Source organism: Vibrio marisflavi CECT 7928 (assembly GCF_921294215.1).
Taxonomy (GTDB): domain Bacteria; phylum Pseudomonadota; class Gammaproteobacteria; order Enterobacterales; family Vibrionaceae; genus Vibrio; species Vibrio marisflavi.
Map to the genome: position 1 here is coordinate 1,298,196 of NZ_CAKLDM010000001.1, position 18,864 is coordinate 1,317,059.

The 18,864-nt window shown below is 41.9% G+C and carries 18 protein-coding genes; 14 read left to right on the forward strand and 4 right to left on the reverse strand.

The genetic code is table 11. The annotated features are described in order from the left end of the window. The first annotated feature begins 253 nt into the window (after positions 1–253). Together L7A31_RS05785 and L7A31_RS05790 are read left to right on the forward strand one after the other, a co-directional pair. Positions 254–1,075, forward strand: a complete 822-nt coding sequence (locus tag L7A31_RS05785; RefSeq protein ID WP_237360544.1) for an AzlC family ABC transporter permease — start codon at positions 254–256, stop codon at positions 1,073–1,075. A gap of 53 nt (positions 1,076–1,128) precedes the next feature. After that, on the forward strand, positions 1,129–1,506 hold the full coding sequence (locus L7A31_RS05790) for an AzlD domain-containing protein (RefSeq protein WP_237360545.1): 378 nt from the start codon (positions 1,129–1,131) through the stop codon (positions 1,504–1,506). A 90-nt stretch (positions 1,507–1,596) separates the two neighbouring features. Here L7A31_RS05790 and L7A31_RS05795 read toward each other — a convergent pair whose 3' ends face one another. After that, positions 1,597–2,523, reverse strand: coding sequence for a L,D-transpeptidase family protein (locus tag L7A31_RS05795; RefSeq protein ID WP_237360546.1), 927 nt, complete (start codon positions 2,521–2,523; stop codon positions 1,597–1,599). 254 nt (positions 2,524–2,777) lie between these two features. Here L7A31_RS05795 and L7A31_RS05800 point away from each other — a divergent pair, with 254 nt between their 5' ends. From L7A31_RS05800 to L7A31_RS05815, 4 genes are all read left to right on the forward strand, one after another. Further along, entirely contained in the window at positions 2,778–3,662 is an 885-nt protein-coding gene (locus L7A31_RS05800; RefSeq protein WP_237360547.1) for a metal ABC transporter solute-binding protein, Zn/Mn family, read from the forward strand. A gap of 20 nt (positions 3,663–3,682) precedes the next feature. Further along, positions 3,683–4,444: a metal ABC transporter ATP-binding protein gene (locus L7A31_RS05805; protein WP_237360548.1), complete on the forward strand. Its 762-nt coding sequence runs from the start codon at positions 3,683–3,685 to the stop codon at positions 4,442–4,444. Further along, positions 4,441–5,277 carry a metal ABC transporter permease gene (locus L7A31_RS05810; protein ID WP_237360549.1) on the forward strand — a complete coding sequence of 279 codons (837 nt, stop codon included), beginning with the start codon at positions 4,441–4,443 and terminating at the stop codon, positions 5,275–5,277. The genes L7A31_RS05805 and L7A31_RS05810 overlap by 4 nt, the downstream gene beginning before the upstream one ends. A gap of 124 nt (positions 5,278–5,401) precedes the next feature. Beyond that, positions 5,402–6,406: an ABC transporter substrate-binding protein gene (locus tag L7A31_RS05815; protein ID WP_237360550.1), complete on the forward strand. Its 1,005-nt coding sequence runs from the start codon at positions 5,402–5,404 to the stop codon at positions 6,404–6,406. 86 nt (positions 6,407–6,492) lie between these two features. Here the strand turns inward: L7A31_RS05815 and L7A31_RS05820 are convergent, their stop codons facing one another. Next, the gene (locus L7A31_RS05820; RefSeq protein WP_237360551.1) at positions 6,493–7,449 is read right to left on the reverse strand and encodes a YbgA family protein; all 957 of its coding nucleotides are present in this window, start codon (positions 7,447–7,449) and stop codon (positions 6,493–6,495) included. A 327-nt stretch (positions 7,450–7,776) separates the two neighbouring features. Between L7A31_RS05820 and deoD the strand changes: the two genes are divergently transcribed. The 4 genes from deoD (at position 7,777) to L7A31_RS05840 (ending at position 13,270) form a co-directional block, all read left to right on the forward strand. Then, positions 7,777–8,487 (forward strand): purine-nucleoside phosphorylase, encoded by a 711-nt coding sequence (gene deoD / locus L7A31_RS05825; RefSeq protein WP_237360552.1) that lies wholly within the window; start codon positions 7,777–7,779, stop codon positions 8,485–8,487. 59 nt (positions 8,488–8,546) lie between these two features. Further along, complete coding sequence (locus L7A31_RS05830; RefSeq protein WP_237360553.1) at positions 8,547–10,046, forward strand: lactate dehydrogenase; 1,500 nt, start codon at positions 8,547–8,549, stop codon at positions 10,044–10,046. 172 nt (positions 10,047–10,218) lie between these two features. Continuing rightward, entirely contained in the window at positions 10,219–11,703 is a 1,485-nt protein-coding gene (locus L7A31_RS05835) for a tetratricopeptide repeat protein (protein ID WP_237360554.1), read from the forward strand. Further along, on the forward strand, positions 11,687–13,270 hold the full coding sequence (locus tag L7A31_RS05840) for a GGDEF domain-containing protein (RefSeq protein WP_237360764.1): 1,584 nt from the start codon (positions 11,687–11,689) through the stop codon (positions 13,268–13,270). Before L7A31_RS05835 ends, L7A31_RS05840 begins: the two co-directional genes overlap by 17 nt. A gap of 78 nt (positions 13,271–13,348) precedes the next feature. Here the strand turns inward: L7A31_RS05840 and L7A31_RS05845 are convergent, their stop codons facing one another. After that, positions 13,349–14,530 carry an MFS transporter gene (locus L7A31_RS05845; protein ID WP_237360555.1) on the reverse strand — a complete coding sequence of 394 codons (1,182 nt, stop codon included), beginning with the start codon at positions 14,528–14,530 and terminating at the stop codon, positions 13,349–13,351. A gap of 119 nt (positions 14,531–14,649) precedes the next feature. Here L7A31_RS05845 and L7A31_RS05850 point away from each other — a divergent pair, with 119 nt between their 5' ends. The 3 genes from L7A31_RS05850 to L7A31_RS05860 all read left to right on the forward strand — a co-directional run bounded on the left by L7A31_RS05850 (position 14,650) and on the right by L7A31_RS05860 (position 16,602). Then, on the forward strand, positions 14,650–15,624 hold the full coding sequence (locus L7A31_RS05850; RefSeq protein WP_237360556.1) for an endonuclease/exonuclease/phosphatase family protein: 975 nt from the start codon (positions 14,650–14,652) through the stop codon (positions 15,622–15,624). Positions 15,625–15,753: 129 nt separating this feature from the next. Beyond that, positions 15,754–16,245, forward strand: coding sequence for a GNAT family N-acetyltransferase (locus L7A31_RS05855; protein ID WP_237360557.1), 492 nt, complete (start codon positions 15,754–15,756; stop codon positions 16,243–16,245). 174 nt (positions 16,246–16,419) lie between these two features. Next, entirely contained in the window at positions 16,420–16,602 is a 183-nt protein-coding gene (locus L7A31_RS05860; RefSeq protein ID WP_237360558.1) for a hypothetical protein, read from the forward strand. A 157-nt stretch (positions 16,603–16,759) separates the two neighbouring features. Here the strand turns inward: L7A31_RS05860 and L7A31_RS05865 are convergent, their stop codons facing one another. Then, positions 16,760–17,317 carry a cytochrome b/b6 domain-containing protein gene (locus L7A31_RS05865; RefSeq protein WP_237360559.1) on the reverse strand — a complete coding sequence of 186 codons (558 nt, stop codon included), beginning with the start codon at positions 17,315–17,317 and terminating at the stop codon, positions 16,760–16,762. Positions 17,318–17,615: 298 nt separating this feature from the next. Here L7A31_RS05865 and L7A31_RS05870 point away from each other — a divergent pair, with 298 nt between their 5' ends. After that, positions 17,616–18,779 (forward strand): patatin-like phospholipase family protein, encoded by a 1,164-nt coding sequence (locus L7A31_RS05870; RefSeq protein WP_237360560.1) that lies wholly within the window; start codon positions 17,616–17,618, stop codon positions 18,777–18,779. Positions 18,780–18,864: the final 85 nt, after the last annotated feature.

The window sequence follows — 18,864 nt, forward strand, 5'->3', positions numbered from 1 at the left end:
CAAACACCACACACATGCAAATATTTTTGCATTTCACAAATGGCATTATAATTTTTTGTTTTTGAAACGAATATTTATAATCTTAAATATCAACTATATAGACTTATAAAACCGATTTAGTTCCCATTTTTTTGATCAAAAAGTTTTGAAAGTGCAATTGTTCATGAATATATTTAGTCACGAAAAGTCATCAGACGAATGATTTGTATAATTTTTGCAAATATATTTTATTTTATGCACATGTAGGCATCATATGAAAAAACAACAATTAGCCCTATCTGGTATGAAAGCGATCTTTCCTTTATGCGTAGGAAATTTTCCTTTCTCTTTTATAGTTGGAACCATCAGCGTTCATGCAGGTATGAGCGTTTTTCAAAGTACCATGTGGTCTTTAACGGTGTTTGCAGGCTCTGCACAAATGGTTGCCTTGGGGCTAGTCCAAGCTTCTGCGGCCATGCTAGTCATCATGTTGACGACTTTTATTATCAACTTAAGACATATTCTTTATAGTGCTGCGCAATCTGAACACATGAAAGACTATCCAATTTGGATGCGAGCGTTGATGGCTTATGGCCTGACTGACGAAGTATTTGCGAGCACTATTGGTGAAATGAAGAAACAAGAGAAGAACCGTCATTGGTTTTATCTGGGTGCAATGTTCACTTTCTGGGGAAGCTGGGTTCTCGCTGACTTCCTAGGCGCTTGGATTGGTGCTTCGTTCCCTGAAATCGCGAATTACGGGTTAGATTTCGCCATGATCGCTGCATTTATTGCGATAGTAATACCGCAAGTGAAAAGCCGCGAATGTATCGTTGCTGCTGTTGTTGCAACTGTAACAGCAATCCTACTAGCAAACTTACCTTACTCGCTAGCATACGTTATTGCCGCTGCAACTGGTGTATACGCTGGCTACAGAATGGATCTTGCTACTGAGGCAGAGCAAATTAAACAAACTAAAGAAGCTGAAGAAACACAGCTAGTCGAAGAAGCAAAGCCAAGCAAAGTTGAACAGAGAGTTGCAAGCCCAAAGAGTGAAGAGCCTTGCGTAGAACCAAACTCACTATGCGCAAGCTAATCTGGTCCTAGTGCATCAACGAACGAATTAAACAAATTTAAGAGAGATTCATTATGGATACTACCGCACATTTTTCATTGAGCAGCCACTATGTGATTTTACTATCACTATCAATGGCGTTAGCAACCTTCGTCATTCGCTTTGCCATCATCGGCTTGGCTGGCAGATTCACAATGTCTGAGAGATTTAAAAAGACATTGAGATTTGTTCCTGTGACTGTATTACCAGCTATCATCGCTGTAGGCATTCTAGGAAAAGGCGCAAACTTTGCGTTCAACATGGAAAACCCAAAAGTAATGGCTGCGATAATCTGTACGCTAGTCAGCTTTAGATTCGGCTTAATCTGGGTGGTAATTAGCGGGTTGGCATCACTAATCTTGCTGCAGCATTATATCGATCCACTACTCTACTCATTACACATATTTTCATAATAGGGTTATTACCCAAGAAATTGCTCCACGATTTCTGTATGAAAAAAGGCCAAATGTACCCCGACATTTGGCCTTACTTTTTAGCCTAATTTATAATTTTTGGCTTAGCTCAGGATTAGCAACTTCTACAGGCACACCATTTTGAGCAAGAATTACTGCTTTAACCTTATCATCCGAGATATGAAACTCATCTAACCACCAACGCAGCTCTTGTGGTATACGGAGGATCTTCTTGCTTCCATCACTGCGCGTTAAAGGCTCATGAGCCTCAACAAACACACTTCTATCAGGTTCTAAAGTCATTTTTACTGGCTCATCAATAATTGTCACTTTCTCTCCAACTACTGAATGATCAAAAAGCCATTTAATGTCTTTAGGCTCCATGCGGATACACCCAGAACTAACACGAAGGCCAATACCAAAATTCTTGTTTGTACCGTGTATCAAATAATCTCCAACACCATAGGCTAAGCGAAGAGCATAGTCTCCAAGAGGGTTATCTGGCCCAGATGGTACTATCTTGGGCAATGTAACGCCTTTTGCTAAGTACTCTTTACGAATGGACTCTGGAGGCGTCCAGGTAGGGTTGGCTCTCTTTTGGCTAATTGTCGTTTCCATCTCTGGTGTATCCCGACCTATGCGACCAATTCCCACTGGAAAGATATGTACAATTTGCTTGTCAGGCTCAAAGTAGTAAAGCCTAAGCTCAGCAAGGTTGATGACTACGCCTTCTCTAGGCACGTTGGGCAAAATAATTCTTGTCGGTATGGTGAGAACATATCCGGGCTTAGGTAAAAAAGGATCCACGCCCTTATTAGCAGCCATTAATGACAAAAAGCCCACATCATATTGCTTGGCAATGCCCGCTAAACTTTCGCCTTTTTTAACAACATGATATTGAATTCTCCCAACAATTTGACTCCCTTCTATTGGGAATTGATAAGTTGCTGCTAGTGCTACCGTCGTCGGTATAGTTAAGAATACAATTGCAACCACTCTTACCAACCTGCTCCACATCTGATACTGCCTCACCCACTAATTCCTTTTGGTTATTGTAAGGTTAGCGTTAATTTCCCCCAATAATCAACTGTTCCTATACCAGACCAACCGTAACTGCTTATTTACTGCCTCTTAACAGTGCTTTGACCTTAAATAAGGTTGTTAGACACAAAAAGTGATTTTCAATGCTATTGTTATGTTATAACATTCACGCAAATTTCAATACGCACGCTTTTCAGAATTAAGCGTTAACGATAAATATGGAGAAACTCATGAAACTTCGGTTTTCACCTTTCGCTTTGCTTGCTGCATTGCTCAGCCTAGTTGCTTTTCAGTCTTTTGCTAAAGCGCAGCCTATGCAAGTGACTGTAAGCATCGTGCCACAAAAATACTTCGTCAACGAAATCGGCGGCAAGTATGTAGACGTTAACGTGATGGTTCCACCAGGAGCTGAGCCAGAAGACTACGACCCAACACCACTTCAAGTGACTAAGCTTCATGAAAGCAAACTATATTTCGCTGTTGGTGTACCTTTTGAAACAACTTGGCTAGAAAGATTCCACAGTGCAAACCCTAAAATGACTATTGTTAAGACTCAAAAAGGTATTGAAAAAATGCCAATGGAGTTTGATGACCACGGTCACCACATGCACAACCACTCTGGAATTAAAGACCCACACATTTGGTTGTCACCTGCGCTAGTTCGTATCCAAGCGATGAACATCCGTGATGCTCTAACTAAAGCTGACCCAGCTCACGCACAATACTACCGTGAGAACTACTTGAAATTCGCTAAGAAAATCAACTCTATCGATGAAGAAGTAATTAAAATTGCTGCAAAAATCCCAGCGAAAGACAACCAGTTTATGACATTCCACCCAGCATGGGGTTACTTCGCTGCTGACTATGGTCTACGTCAATTCCCAATTGAACAAGAAGGCAAAGAAGCAAGCGCAAAACGCCTAAAGCATCTGATTGATACTGCTAAGAAAGAGCACATTAAAGTTGTGTTTATTGAGCCACAATTCTCTAAACAGCAAGCGAAGGTGATCGCGAATGAAATCGGTGGTAAAGTTGTCGCTATCGATCCTCTAGCAGAAGATTGGGGACAAAACCTTGTCTCTATTGCTAAAGCTTTTAAAGCTGCTGCGATGTAACTAATAATTAATGAGATAAAATGGAAAGTATTGTCGACGTCCAAGGCCTGAGCTTTGCGTACAAAGGAAACTTGGTACTAAAGGACGTCAGTTTCAAACTTAAGAAGGGCGACAGGTGCGCCCTTCTTGGCCCCAACGGGGGCGGAAAAACCACCTTAGTAAAACTGCTTTTAGGCCTAGAAAAAGGCTATCAAGGAAATATCAACTTATTTGATCGTCGCCCAGGCAAATCGCCTGATTTGGTTGGCTACGTTCCTCAGCAACATCACGTAAAGCCTATTTTACCCATTCGCGTGAATGACGTGATTTTAATGGGCGCAACGAAAGCTCAACTCAAAGACAAAAAAGCACTGAAAGAATGGCTCAAAGAGGTCGTGGAAGTGCTGGAAATTGAACATATTCAAGACAGAATGTTCTCCGAGCTTTCCGGCGGGCAGCGCCAACGTGTACTTGTTGCAAGAGCACTTATGGGACATCCAAGACTACTCATCTTAGATGAACCGACCAGCAATGTGGACCCAAACATGACCGCTTGCTTTTTCCAGGTGTTAGCGAAGTTGCCAGAAGACATTGCCGTATTAGTTGTCAGTCATGATTTAAGTATTTTAAGCCACAATATTACTCGTGTATTTGGGCTAAATCAGACAATGCGTATGCAAGAATCCGCTGAGCTTACCCCTGATATGCTTGACCACCTCTACGGAATGAATTGCCACCACCTTCATATACATAATCACGCCATTACTCAGTGTGAGACTGACCATTGCGAGGAACATTCATGATTGAATTACTCCAATACAATTTCATCCAGCATGCTCTAATGGCGGCGCTGCTAGTCAGTATATCTGCGGGTATTATTGGCGTATTAGTTGTGGTAAATCGCCTAGTGTTTCTATCCGGTGGCGTTGTTCACACTGCATATGGTGGCGTTGGACTTGCTATCTTCACAGGCAGCTCAACAATCATGCCTGCAACACTCGCTTTTACAAGCTTAAATGCTCTGTTGCTAGGTGTAATAAGCCTGAAAAAGAACGAACACATAGAAATTTTTGTTGGCTTGATATGGTCATTTGGCATGGCTCTAGGTGTCATTCTTATGGCTCTCACACCAGGCTATGGGGCGAATCTAGCTAGTTACCTATTCGGTAGTATTCTGACTGTTCCTATCGATACGATTTATCTAATGTTCGCTATCACCGCGATTGTTGTCTGCTACACCATATACAACTACCGATCACTAGTATTAATGGCATTTGACTCCGAGTTTGCACAAAGTAAAGGGGTGAAGATTAAGCAAATATACCTATCCTTGCTTGTGCTTGTCGCTATTACCAGTGTGGTCATGGTTCAAGTAGTGGGTATTATCATGGTCATTGCCCTATTGACGATGCCAGCATACCTTGCCTCTCAATATGTAAAATCAACCGCCGCGATGATGGTCCACAGTATTTTGTGGTGTTTGGTATTTACTTTAGTGGGATTGATCGTGTCCTTCTACACAAACCTGCCTTCTGGAGCGACCATTGTTACCACAGCATCAGCATTTTTGGCCTTAAGCTTTGTAGTAAAAGGCGTCAAGAAGCTGGTGTCAAAACCCGCAATATCAGCAGCATAATACCGATACCAAAGGGGCTTATTATTAGCCCCTTTACTCTAATGTATATCTCTTCCCAGCCTTTGTAGAACAAAGTATTTGCCACTATTCTTAATGTAGTTTTTCTCTAAGGATGGAGGCGACTATGACAAGGCAAGTAATGCTTCGCTTCGTGCTACTAGTAATTGCAACAATCCCCTTCTATGGCTATGCGACGGATAAGATATTAATTATTAACAGCTATCACTCAGATCTCGATTGGGTGAGCGGTGCCTCAAACAAGATCCAAGAGGTATTGGGGGACGAGTATGAGTACCATATATATGATATGGACACGAAAAGGATACCGCGAGAAGAATTCCAATCTCGAGCAGATATCGCTTTCGAGAAAGTAAAAGAACTCAAACCCGCGATTGTTTTCTTGGGTGACGACAACGCTCTCAGGCTACTTGGCAAGAAGCTCAATGACAATCAAGTTTATACTGTGTTCTACGGTATAAATAGCAATCCGAGAAACTACTTTGATGGAAAAAATGTCGGCAAGCTCAAGTACGTTGATGGAGTTTTGGAAAGGCCACTCTTAAAGCGTTCAATTTTATACCTCAAAAAGATCAACAAGAATTTAGAGCAGATTAGAATTCTTTTCGATAAAAGCCCGACCTCAGAAATCATTTTTCTGGATGTTTTCAACGGCAAAGAAACTAATATATTCAATGGCGTAAAAGTTCATGTAAACCTGATCAGCAATTTTGATACTTGGAAAGAAGAAGTAGGCAAACTTTCAAACCAAGAAAATACGATTCTAATAATGTCTATGATGCACAGAATAAAAGCTGAATCCGGAGACGGTTTTGTGGGCTATGAATCCGTGGCTGAATGGACCTCAGAGAATACACCTATTCCACTATATGGTTTTTGGAACGTAGCAGTTGGAAAGAAGAAAGCGATTGGTGGCTTTGTTTTGTTCGGTGAGGCACAAGGAGAGGCTGCAGGTCAAATCGCTAAAAAAATATTAGAAGGTGACACAAAAGGAAATTTGATTCCCGTTACAGCGGAGAAAGGTAGACTACTGTTTAGCAAAACTCAGCTTGAAAAGTGGAACATTTCTTTGCCAGAGAACATCGAAACTAAAGCAACTCTTGTTGACTAGCAAAGCCATATCAAAAATTCCTTATGGATATAGCCTCCTGAGCTTATCCATAAGGATGAACAATTCAATACACCATTCAGTAACTTTTATAGCCCATACCTTAACCTCAATTCTTGTGGATAAGGATCAAAATACGCTTGGCTCGAGAGGTAATCATTCGGATATGAAGACAAGTAGTGTTTCAATAACACCAAAGGCGCGACTAACGGTAACTCCCCTTTTCTATAATCCTCAATAAGACGACCTATTTCCTGCTTTTGGGTTTTGCTTAAGGAGCGCTTAAAGTAACCTCTTACATGCATTAAGACATTAGTATTATTTTTTCGACTTGCTTGCTGCTGCAAAGCTTTCATCAATGCCAGTCGGTAAATGGTGAAGAACTTATCAATCGGATACGATTTTACATCTGCTACCAACCGCCCCATTTCTTTGTACGCTTCTGGGTGGTGTGCCATTAGTGTCAGCTTATATCGTGAGTGAAACTCAATTATCTTCCTAACTGTCGGTTCTTCGCCCATTGAGCAGTAAAAGTCATGCAAACTAAACACTCTATTGACGAAGTTCTCCTTTAATGCAGGATCATTCAACCGACCATCCTCTTCGATCGGTAGCCATGGCATTGCTTCCATTAAATTGGACGTATACAGACCAACACCTTCTTTTCGGGCACTGTTTTCCTTGTAAACTTTTACTCGTTCCATACCACAAGTTGGCGAGTTGGCACATACTACATAACCACAGAGTTTTTTCTGTGAGAGCTGCGATGCTGTCTCTTTTGAATACCGTGCCATCGCGCCAGTGTAATCCTTACTACTATCTTTACTCTCGACCAAAACTATCTCGTTATCACTCTGTACAAGGCGAATAGTTGGCCTAGGAACTGTCATTCCAATAGCAACCTCGGGGCAAATGGGTAAGAAGGAAAAATGCTGCCCCAATTCGTTCACAACAAACTTATTCTTCTTGTGACCAGAATCAAATCTGACTTTGTTGCCCAAAACACAAGCGCTGATACCAACTAAGGCCTTATCTTTCTCACTCATTATTCTCTCCCTGTTTAAACCCACTAATCGAAACGTCTTAATGTTGATATACAGTTTGCTGCCTAGATAGGATCAAACAGAGAGCACTTTTTCATCGGCTGGGGGAAAGAGTTCAACATATTTGGTTATATGGTGCTAAAATTGTCTGAAATTCTCAACATAATGTGACATCAATCGTTGGGTGATGGGTAATTTATTAATAGTATTCCCTCAAATCATCGCAACATGATCAACATTTGTGGTGATATGCTCGCGCTGATCAGACATGTTCTGTTTTAGAGTGACGGTATATCGCCAAATATTAGTCTTTTATTGGAGTTCTACGCTATGACTACCCCTCATATTAATGCCCAAATGGGTGACTTTGCCGAAACTGTTCTTATGCCAGGCGACCCATTACGTGCAAAATACATCGCGGAAACATTTTTAGAAGACGTTAAACAAGTCTGTGACGTTCGCAACATGTTCGGTTACACAGGCACTTACAAAGGTAAGAAAGTGTCCGTTATGGGCCATGGCATGGGTATCCCTTCTTGCTGCATCTACGTACACGAGTTGATTGCTGAGTACGGTGTAAAAAACGTTATTCGTGTTGGTAGCTGTGGCGCCGTTCGTAAAGACGTTAAATTGATGGATGTTGTAATCGCAATGGGTGCATCTACAGACTCTAAAGCAAACCGCATGCGTTTCATGGACCACGATTTCTCAGCTATCGCTGATTATGAATTGCTAGAAACTGCTGTAGAGCAAGCAAGAAAGCAAGAAGTGTCAGTAAAAGTAGGTAATGTTTTCTCTACAGATATTTTCTACCACCCACAGCCAGAAATTTATGAAAGAATGGAAAAACTTGGTATGCTTGGCGTGGACATGGAAGCTGCAGGTATCTACGGTGTGGCTGCAGAGTTGGGTGCTAAAGCACTGACAATTCTAACAGTATCTGACCACATCGTAAGCGGTGAAAACCTTAGCTCGGAGAAACGTCAAAAATCGTTCAACGAAATGATGACTGTAGCGCTAGAAACCGCCATTAACATGTAATTGTGTATTGCCTTCGCAATGTCATTGCGAAGGCAAACTTTTTATAAAGGGGTGAACTAGTGCCAAACGAAGGGCTACCAGAGGAAGCAGACGGGTTACAACTCAATTTTTGTAAAACATTGGCGTGTGACAATTTTGGATTAAGTGATGCAAAACACTATATTTTGCAACATTCTGACCCGAGCCGCCCAACTATGGTTTGCCGTAACTGCGGCGCTTTTCCCCCCTTACTTAATAACTTAGATGTCATCAACGAGTTGAGGCGACTTCGCAATCAACACAGCGATGGCTTACCTACCTGCAAAAACGAGAAGTGCGAAAACTGTGGCCTTTCGGTCCAGCTACATAAGCACCTCTACCAATCATTCGGCTTTAGTGGCGACAGACAAAGATATCGCTGTAAATCCTGTCATTCGACCTTTGTTGACAAATGGTCAGGCGAAAATAAAAAATGCAGCTTTCAAGAAGCGCTTTTAGGACTACTGTTTACCGGTTATTCGGTGCGCGAGATATGTCGTAAGCTCGATATAAACCCGAAAACGTTTTACGATCATTTAAGACAGATCGCCAGCCGTTGCAGGCGAAAACTTGCATACTTCGACACTCTTTGGACAAGCAGCGCAAATAGTTTTGAATTGTGCTCACACTACAGAGCTCTACAGCCAAATAGCGACAATGGGGTTTTATGGATAGCCACAGGTGAGGTGAATAGCGGGTATATTCTCTGCCAAAATGTAAACTATTCTCTCGATACCCCTCCAACGGGTATTCCTGATCACAACCCATACCAAGATGATGCTAGGCTGCTACCGATCAACTATACGCCTTCGGGCAAGCCGTCAAAAACTAGCAAAAAAAAGCCAGCGCACTTCCGTGAGTATATCGACAACCAATACAAACTAATTTTGTCACGCAATAATGTGGAAGATCCTATTGCTGATTTCGCATATTTAAACTATCCAACCAAAGGCACATTGATTCGTGCTCAGTACACGTCATATGCACACTACTTACATGTCAATAACTTGTGCAATGAGCAAAGTAGAGTCACCATTTATATGCCACAAGATCCATTTCTTCGCTCTGCAGCAATTACAGTCAATGTCGATAGAATTCGACAAAAGAATATCGATTTGCTTTACGTCGAAGAAGAGAGAAACTGGGACAATAGTGAAGAATTCTATAAAATCGATATTACCCATATGGGTTGGTGGCGTGATAGATGGGCCATAGCTAGCCAAACTAACAACGAAGAAAGGGATATGAGCTTCGTTTCTAAAGGTATTTGCTACCTAGCAGGAGATCGTCCGACACCGGAACCTTGGTTTAAAAAAGCTTCCGTTGAAAAAGCCCATTTTTATCAAGATAGATTCCAGCTTCTTTTTCGCTCTTTCATTGACGAGCCGCGCCGCAAGTTTAGACCTGCAGGGATACTTCCGCTATTGGATATTTTCCGTGCATGGCACAACCTATGCTATCAAGATAAAACTGGTTTAACGGCTGCACAACGCTTACAGATTTCAGAGCGCCCCCTCACACTACACGAACTTTTACTATAAGTTCAATTGATACAATTACTAATACTGTGAGCTACTTCTTCTTTATACTTCAAGTACCAAAACGAATTGGTCAATCCGTGAATATAATTAATATGAACAATTAGCGCTGGTTTGACTCTAGAAGTCTATCGACGCTAGTAATGGATGCAGACCTAGCGAAAGGACTTCTAATTTGGATAAAAAGAGGCATCTACTTGAAGCTGAAATTCAAAGACTGAAGGCTCGGATTGGAACTGAGCCAGAAGCAGTACTTGAACTAGCTCAACAGTATGTTGACCACTCTTTGCGCTTAAGGTTTCCCGAAGGTTCAATACTAAGCTTGATGATCATGGCACGTTGCGCTTGGTGTTTGATGGATTATCGCAATGGTCTGAAATACATAAAAAGAGCCAACTCCGAGCTTAACTCCTTAGATACCGACGACTATCGTTCAGAAATCCTTCATATTCACGCACTACACTACTGGGGGCAAGCAAAGTACTATTCAGCTCAAAAATATTGGGTCAGTGCCTTAGAACATTCTTCGCTAACTGGTGATGTTGAAATTCAAGTTGAATGTTTAATTGGCCTTGGCAATGTGTGGCGAATAACGCAAGAGTACCAACTAGCCAAATCTACTCATGAGCTGGCTGTCACCGTATCCAATAATATGCGCTTTGAAAGTCTCGAAGGGAAAGCAAGAATTTTACTCAGCTGGGACTTTTACTTACTAGAAAACTACGTCGAAATGCTCAGTGTGTTAGATGGCGCAGAGGAAGTATTAAGTGCAGCTCCAGATACCACTTGGCAAGCGGAAGTTTGGGACTTTAGAAGCCTTGCTTTACTCGCTTTAGAGAGAAGTAAAGATGCAAAAGTTGCTGCTGCCAATGCACATGAGTTAGCCAGAAAGCACAATTTAGTTTGGATAATGGCGCGATCGTTTGTCAACCTCGCTCAAATAGCACTGTTAGAAAACCAACCAGATAAAGCAGCGGAAATGCTTGGTTGTGCAGAGTCAACTGCAAAAACTTTCAAAGACAACGAGCTACTTTCACAAATCTACTTCCAGCAATCTCAAGTCGCAAAAAATCGCCAAGATTACCAAGCCTCTTTAAAAGCCTTTAAAACCTATAGAAAATACTCCGTCGCAATTGCCAAAGAACAAACCTCAAGGGCAAGTCTTGATACAGCTATTGAATCCAAAAACAAATTTGCTCAAAAAGCGAGACAGCTCACCCACAGGATTCGTGAACAGCACGAGTACGATCCAGAAAGGCGATTCAATCAAATGGTGTCCGAAACGTTTTGGTGGGAACAGCTTATCTTGTTCAAAACAGAGCTTAGACATTCAAAGCACTCAATCCTATTGATACGTCACCCAGATCCAAATTACCTAACGATTTGTGCTGAATTGGCACATTGCCTGTGCGGTCCTCATGACTTTCTATCGCTGCTTGGTAAAGAGCGAATTGGACTATTATTGTCTGAGAAAGAACCAGAGGCACAAGAGATATTCAAAGTTCTATCCAAAATGATCGAACTTCACCCATGGGCAAGAAAAGGACTATATGGAGAGCTGCCCTCCTTGTCATTACAAAACATATTGACGTTCCCATTTACCCTTGAACAGCTGGAGGAGTTACCCATTGATGCAACTACAAATGGATACCTTGCTTGAAAAGGTTTCTGATTCCGGGCTTGATGCAACTTCCGTCGACGGCGAAGATGCAGTTTCATTCTGGGAACATGTACGCAATCACATTGTCACTACGCCTTCAGAAAGAGCTCTTTGCTACGCAATCAGCGCAAAATATCGACACGAATTAAAACAGCATCAGGAAACAATTGAAGAATTGTTGTTGGCGTTAAATCTTCTCGAGCAGCCAGATAACACTGAGTTTGTTCTGTTTGTAAAGCATTGGCTTAGCAAAGCTTTCGTCGAACAAGGAAATTATCAGCTAGCTTTAAATGAGTATATTTCCAGCTCCATTATTGCTGTCGAAAAAGGTTTCATAGACCAATATGTACAAGCAGTGATGGGAATGGGCAATTTGTGCTTTTTCTACGGAGACTATTCCCGAGCTTTGAGCTACTACCAAAAGATTGATGGCATCGACCATGCAATAAAAAGCCGGACATTGCGCCTAAAATACAAAATCTATCAGCTATCTTGTTACATAGAACTAAAGAAAACCAAACTAGCAAAGCAACTTCTTCTCGAATGTATTGACTTGAGCATACTTATTAGCAATAAAAGCTTGTCTGTACGAGTGTGTATACTACAAGCCCGCTTGTATCGCCACGAGAAAGAATATCGCAAATCTCTACTGTCTCTGGCTGAAGCGAGAAAAAACGTCCACGAAGGCGAAACGAATAACATCGCTAGCCTGCTTCAAATGGAGATTGCCCTCAGCCTGTACCAAATAAACAAAGTACAAGTTGCGAAACTACTGATGAACAACGTCAGTAAAAAGATCGACAGCGTTGATTCTCCGGTTCTACAGAAAACGTTAAGTGCTTCTCTTAGCTACCTCTACGAACAACTAGACAGCTATCAACAAGCCCTACATTACGAAGAAAAGGGATATCAAACAGAAATCGCTTTAATTCGAAATATTCCAATTGGCGACCTTGGAGCGACACAACTCAGACGATTGTCTCGGTACGAGCTGCAACTAAAGCTCATCCTATCAGAGATAGAAAATCGTGAGCTGAAAGAGACAACTGAGACACAAAAAACTGAAGTAGCGCAGCTCCAACAAGATGTCTTTACTGATCCTCTGACTGGTTTACACAATCGCCGCTGGTTAGATGTGAAGCTAAAAGATCTTTTGCTGCACGACACACCATTTATTCTACTCGTCATCGATATCGACCATTTCAAGTCAATTAACGATGAGCTCAGTCACCTTGTAGGTGACAAAGCAATTGTGGCGGTATCACATGAATTGTCTCTACACTTTCGCTCACGTAACGCTTCTTGTATTCGGTTTGGTGGAGAAGAGTTCTTGATCATTTTAGAGAATGTGAGCTTGAAGAAAGCCGTTGCTGAAGGAGAAGAGTACCGAGAACGAATTTATCAATTTCATTGGCAAGATATTCTAGGCGAGCGCGGATTGACAGTCAGCATTGGCGTCACCGAGCATATCTCTGGCGAAAACACGCAGAAAACATTTTACCGAGCTGACAAAGCGCTCTATCAAGCAAAGGCCAATGGACGAAATCAGCTCTGCCTAGAAAAATAGTACCTATTTAAGCTAACTAAAACAGGCACTAAACTGACTCATCCCCGTTAGCATCGGGCAAGATTATCACAAGGCAAGCTAACTCCATCGCAGCACATTCACTTCATTTCCATCTGCTGGCTTTCTTGGAATATTAAATGAAAGCAGCAACGAAACCACTGCCATTCCAGCGCCAATAAAAAATACTGACGATGGCGAAACAAGCCATATCAGACCAAACGATACCGGTATTACTACCGCTGCAATGTGATTGATAGTAAAAGCGACACCTGCTGTTGACGCCATATCCGCTGGATCTGCAATCTTTTGGAAGTAAGTTTTTATAGCAAGAGCAAGAGCGAAAAATAGGTGATCGACAACATAAAGGATTGCTGCCCAATGCGCCGTCTGCACTAATCCGTACCCGACAAACACGAATACGAGTCCCACGTACTCAAACACCAATGCTTTTCGCTCACCAACAATGCCAATGATTTTGCCAATTTTCTTAGCAAACAAGAAGTTAAATAAGTAGTTAATCAAAAAGAGTAACGTAATATCTGCAGCTGTATAGCCAAATTTCTCAACCATCAAAAAACCAGCGAAAACCACGAAGATTTGTCGGCGTGCACCACTCATAAATGTGAGAGCGTAGTAGAGCCAGTAACGCTTTCGCAATATCAGTTTTTTGGTCTGCTGCGTTTCAGACTTAAAATCCGGAAAGACAAAAAACAGCCAAGCCACCAGCGCAAAGGCTATCCCACCACTTATCATATATACCCACTTAAAATCGAGCTCAAACTGTTTCAGCAACACCCACAAAGCTCCATAGGTAACAAGAGAGGCTAAAGCGCCAACAGAGATCATCTTCCCCAGCATCTCCGGCGCTTCTTCTTTGCTTAGCCACTGCAGGGAAAGTGACTGCTTGAGTGTTTCAAAATAGTGAAAACCAGTAGACATCAAGAGGGTTGTAAGCAGTAGACCGAATAGTGAGGGAAAAAAGCCTGTTATTGCAGTACCTATCGTCAGCATCGCTAAAGAAAGAATGAGGAAGCGCTGCTCACGAATAAATAGCAGAACAAACACAGCCGTAAACGCTAAGAAACCGGGAATTTCACGAACACTTTGTAGCAAACCAATATCCGCTCCGTCAAAGTTCGCTCTCTCAACGACGAAATTGTTGAGTAGTGCCATCCAACTAGAAAACGCAATAGGCACAACTACAGAAATGATCAGTAAAAAGTTCTGTGGCGTTTTCCATGTTCCTTCATTTCGACTCATTGGGCTCCCTCACCGGCTACTTTGCAAGCAACCAACATACCTTTAATCTGGGCGAAATATAAGGAAAAGTTCTAATAAATATGCCAAATTAACACTATAGAAAATGAATGGAATAAAAAGTGTCAGAAGAAAAAGCCAGCCTAAATGCGAAAGAAGTGACTGTAACGACGCTTAATTTATATAACTATTTAGCGCCGCCGAATGCCTTCTATAGCCAAGACAATATCTACACAGAAAGCCAGTGGCAACAAAAACAAAGCTGGTTGAGAGCACATTTAAGCCAGCTAAATTCAGACATTGTCGCTTTCCAAGAAGTATTTAGCATTGAAGAACTCAAACATCAGATGAAAGAGCTCGGCTATAGTCATTTTGTCACTGTTGATTCACCAAATATCGAAGACAAGTTTATATATAGCCAGCCTGTTTTAGCTCTTGCCTCACGTTTTCCTATCACTAGCTGCAGTCCAGTTACTCTATCCCAACAATACTTACCTTATGACGCTTTCGAGTTCAGCAGAAAGCCCATTCATGCGGTTATAGAGATACCAAGCTTGGGGCCAATTGATATCTACGTTATACACTTTAAGTCCAAGCGGTTAGAACTAGAAAGTGAGGCTAGCCAAATCGAAGTCAGTCGCTGGAATGACAGTACCTATGGCCTTTGGATGTCCAAGGTACAAAGAGGCTTTGAAGCGCATCTATTGCATCGCTATATCGTCGACAACAAACTGCAAACCAATCGACCGCTAATGTTAATGGGGGATTTCAACAACTCTATTCAAGGAGACGAGTTTTCCTGTCTGACCTTTTCTAACTCTGATAAAAACCCAACCCTAGCAAACTACGTACTGCATGATGGCTGGGAATTGAAAAAACCAACTTCCTCTAGACCTCCTACCCACTTTTACGGCGCTCATTCTCAAGTGCTTGATTACATCTTGCTCTCGGATGAGTTTTGCAACCAATCAGCAAATCGCTTAGCGACAATCAGTGACTATTCTGTCAATGATCAACATATCGTTGATCCTAGACTTGAAAAAGATCTATACAGCAGCGATCACGCCTCCGTCACTGTAAGAATTTCTTTAGATTAACCTTAGGTTTGGATAAGCGAAACTGAGGTTAAAAAGTGTTTATCTGTTTGTTGTTGACATGATAGATTCATTGAGTACATCTGTGAAATAGTACCAAGTTATACTAATTGACTAGAGAAAAGGATGAATATGGAAATAATTATACGCCCAACTCAAGTGAGCGATGCGAAAGCTCTATGCGAGATTTATAGCCAGCCAACTGCTCAAAGTGAAACACTGCAACTCCCAAAACCTTCTATCGAAAATTGGGCAACTAGGCTGAACAACCTCCCCGCGGGTGTATATACTTATGTCGCTGAAGTCGATGGCAAAGTCGTTGGTAATATTGGCTTCGAGCACAATCAGCGCCCTAGAAAGTTACACATCGCAACCTTTGGAATTGGCGTGCACGATGACTATCACGGAATGGGAATCGGCACCAAACTCATACAAACCGTTATCGATCTTGCGGATAATTGGCTACAAGTAAAACGCATCGAGATCGACGTAAACTGTGACAATGATCGCGCAATACAGTGTTACAAAAACTTAGGCTTTGTGGTGGAAGGGGAAGCTAAAAACGCATCTTTTAGAAATGGTGAGTACATCAATACTTACTATATGGCCCGAGTGATTGGTTAATATTTTCAATTAGTTAAAGGTGGAGAAGTTCCTTCATCAGCATTTTAAGTGAACATTTGGACAAATAGTTATGACAGTTGATGCGCATAATTATATGTGCTAGAAAACTTGAGACAGTTTTGCATACTGCTGTATATAACAACGATTCACATCATCCAACAACAGGAGGTTAATATGGAACGTTTTTGTCCAAATTGTCACACTCAATTGGTTGAAAGAAGTACGGCATACATCTGCCCAAGACATGAAATCGGCGAATGTACTTACGAGCCAGCCTACCCAGAGAAAGTGCAGCACCAGTGTCAGAAAAAGAGAGCAACTGCGCAGCACCAAAGAGAAGCCGAAGCAGTATTTTAGACTCCAGCGACATTTGATACATTAGTATGCTTGAAAGCGCTCATAGTCCTCTATGGGCGCTTCTTATTTTCAAGTAATACCTAACCTTGTGAACAATCATCAAACTCATTGAGATAGAGCCCCACTTCTAAGTAAAGCGAATGCTATTGTGCTTAGGCTAGTTAGACCGCCACCACTCAATCAAATGCAATAACCCAAATAGACCATGAGCATAAAAGTAGGTTTCAATTAACCCGACACTTGATTTATGTATCTCTAGTAATAAAGCGCTCATATGCCCTGTAACGGCATCTGCATACCACAAACACCCAGTAAAAATAGCTAGCAACAATGCTAACAGCCCTAAACCTTCAATAGTTGCAGACAAACCAGCAGGACGAGCCTTCGGTAAGCGGAAAGTAAAGAGCGTTTTGATATCTTCCGCTATTACCGCAAAATTTTTGTATAGCCAAGGGTAGAGATCCGCAAACGTTCTACGACGAATAACTACTGTCATGAAGATTAAGGAAATAGGAAGCAGCGCTAACCCACTATACATATGCACTTGGCTAATCATGTTGATATTGCTCCATGCTGTATCTGGGTGCACATGCATAAAAGATGAAGATAGTATCTGTACTAAAACCCATGTAAGTACAAGTAAATGTAGTATTTTTTCTGATCTTGGGAGATTTTCAAAAAGGGCATTAAACCCTTCATTTATGCGCGAGGCCATAGTTCACACTTTATCCTGTTAGTCGTTACTAAAAATATACCAGAGTTAAATTCGATTGTGGCTCCTCAAACTTTACTTTGCATTCTCGCACCACCAGGCAAGACCCCTATGAGGTCTACGTACAAATCATATTGCTCAAGCAATCGTGCAAATTTTACACTCTATATATCAACAAAATGAGATCGATATTAATTTCTAACCAAATGACAAATAACTCGTTAGCTTATTGATAATATTGTTCATTTTTTTGAACTATAGATTTGGAGGTTCAGTTAAAACTTTACAGGGAGAAAAGTGAATGCCGAAAATCCAAGCCGTAAAAAATAAACCAAAAGTATGTCTTGTTTTACAAGGTGGTGGTGCTTTGGGTGCTTACCACATTGGTGCGTATCAAGCGATGGAAGAAGCGGGGTACACACCAGATTGGTTCGCGGGTATTTCCATTGGCGCATTAAACTCCGCCATACTTGCTGGGAATCCACCGGAAAAACGTTTAGAAAAGCTGGAAGAGTTTTGGCAGAAAATCTCGTGGCCAGGAACTGATGCAAACATTCCAAGCGAGTATGCTTCTATCTTCAACACTGCCAGTGCTTCTACTGCTTTGATGTTTGGTCAACCCAACTTTTTTAATCCGCGTCTGATCAACCCTTGGCTCGCCAGCCCCGGTGAAGGAGCCACCAGCTTCTATGATACAGCACCAGTTTTCAGAACCCTAAATGAACTGGCTGACTTTGATCTGATTAACAAAGGCGATACGCGTCTAACGGTTGGTGCCACCCGAGTCACTGACGGAGAGCTCGTGTTTTTCGATAGCGATACCGATACTATGAATCCTGCGCATGCTGTTGCTAGTGGATCTTTGCCTCCGGGCTTTCCTCCAACACAAGTTGGCGAAGATTTCTATTGGGATGGTGGCGTGGTATCGAATACGCCGTTGAATGGAATACTCGATCTTGCTGGAGATCAGAGCCTGCTGATTTTTGTCGTCGACTTATGGAATGCCAATGGAGAGATGCCAAAAACCATGAGTGAAGTCCTTTGGCGAGAGAAAGAAATTCAATACGCCAGTCGCAGCAACCACAATGTCGAAGCTCTAATTGCGCAACGGAACCTTGCTCATGTCGCAACTAAATCGCCAGATTTGGTAGACAGTAGCCAAGTACCCGATGTTCCCGCGCTGACGGACGGAACCAAGATCGACATTGTTCATATTACTTTCGATCCTCTACCGGGGCACATCCCGTTGAGTGATGCAGAGTTTTCGCGACGTTCAATTCGGTTAAGACGAGAGCTTGGATATAAGGATATGAAACAGGCGATTTCCGAGACGCCTTGGACACAACACACAAAAGGACTGCCAACACATTTCTATCGCCGACACAAAAACGGATCATGGCTTGAGAACCAACCAGAAAGCAATGTAAAACCCATGCCAAGAACAAGAAGAAAAAAAGCCTCGTAGTACTTCCCCCCCTGCCCTAAGGTGTGCATTTTCTGCACACCTTATTAATTTCATTAATCAACGACTAACCCTCCAATTTGCAATT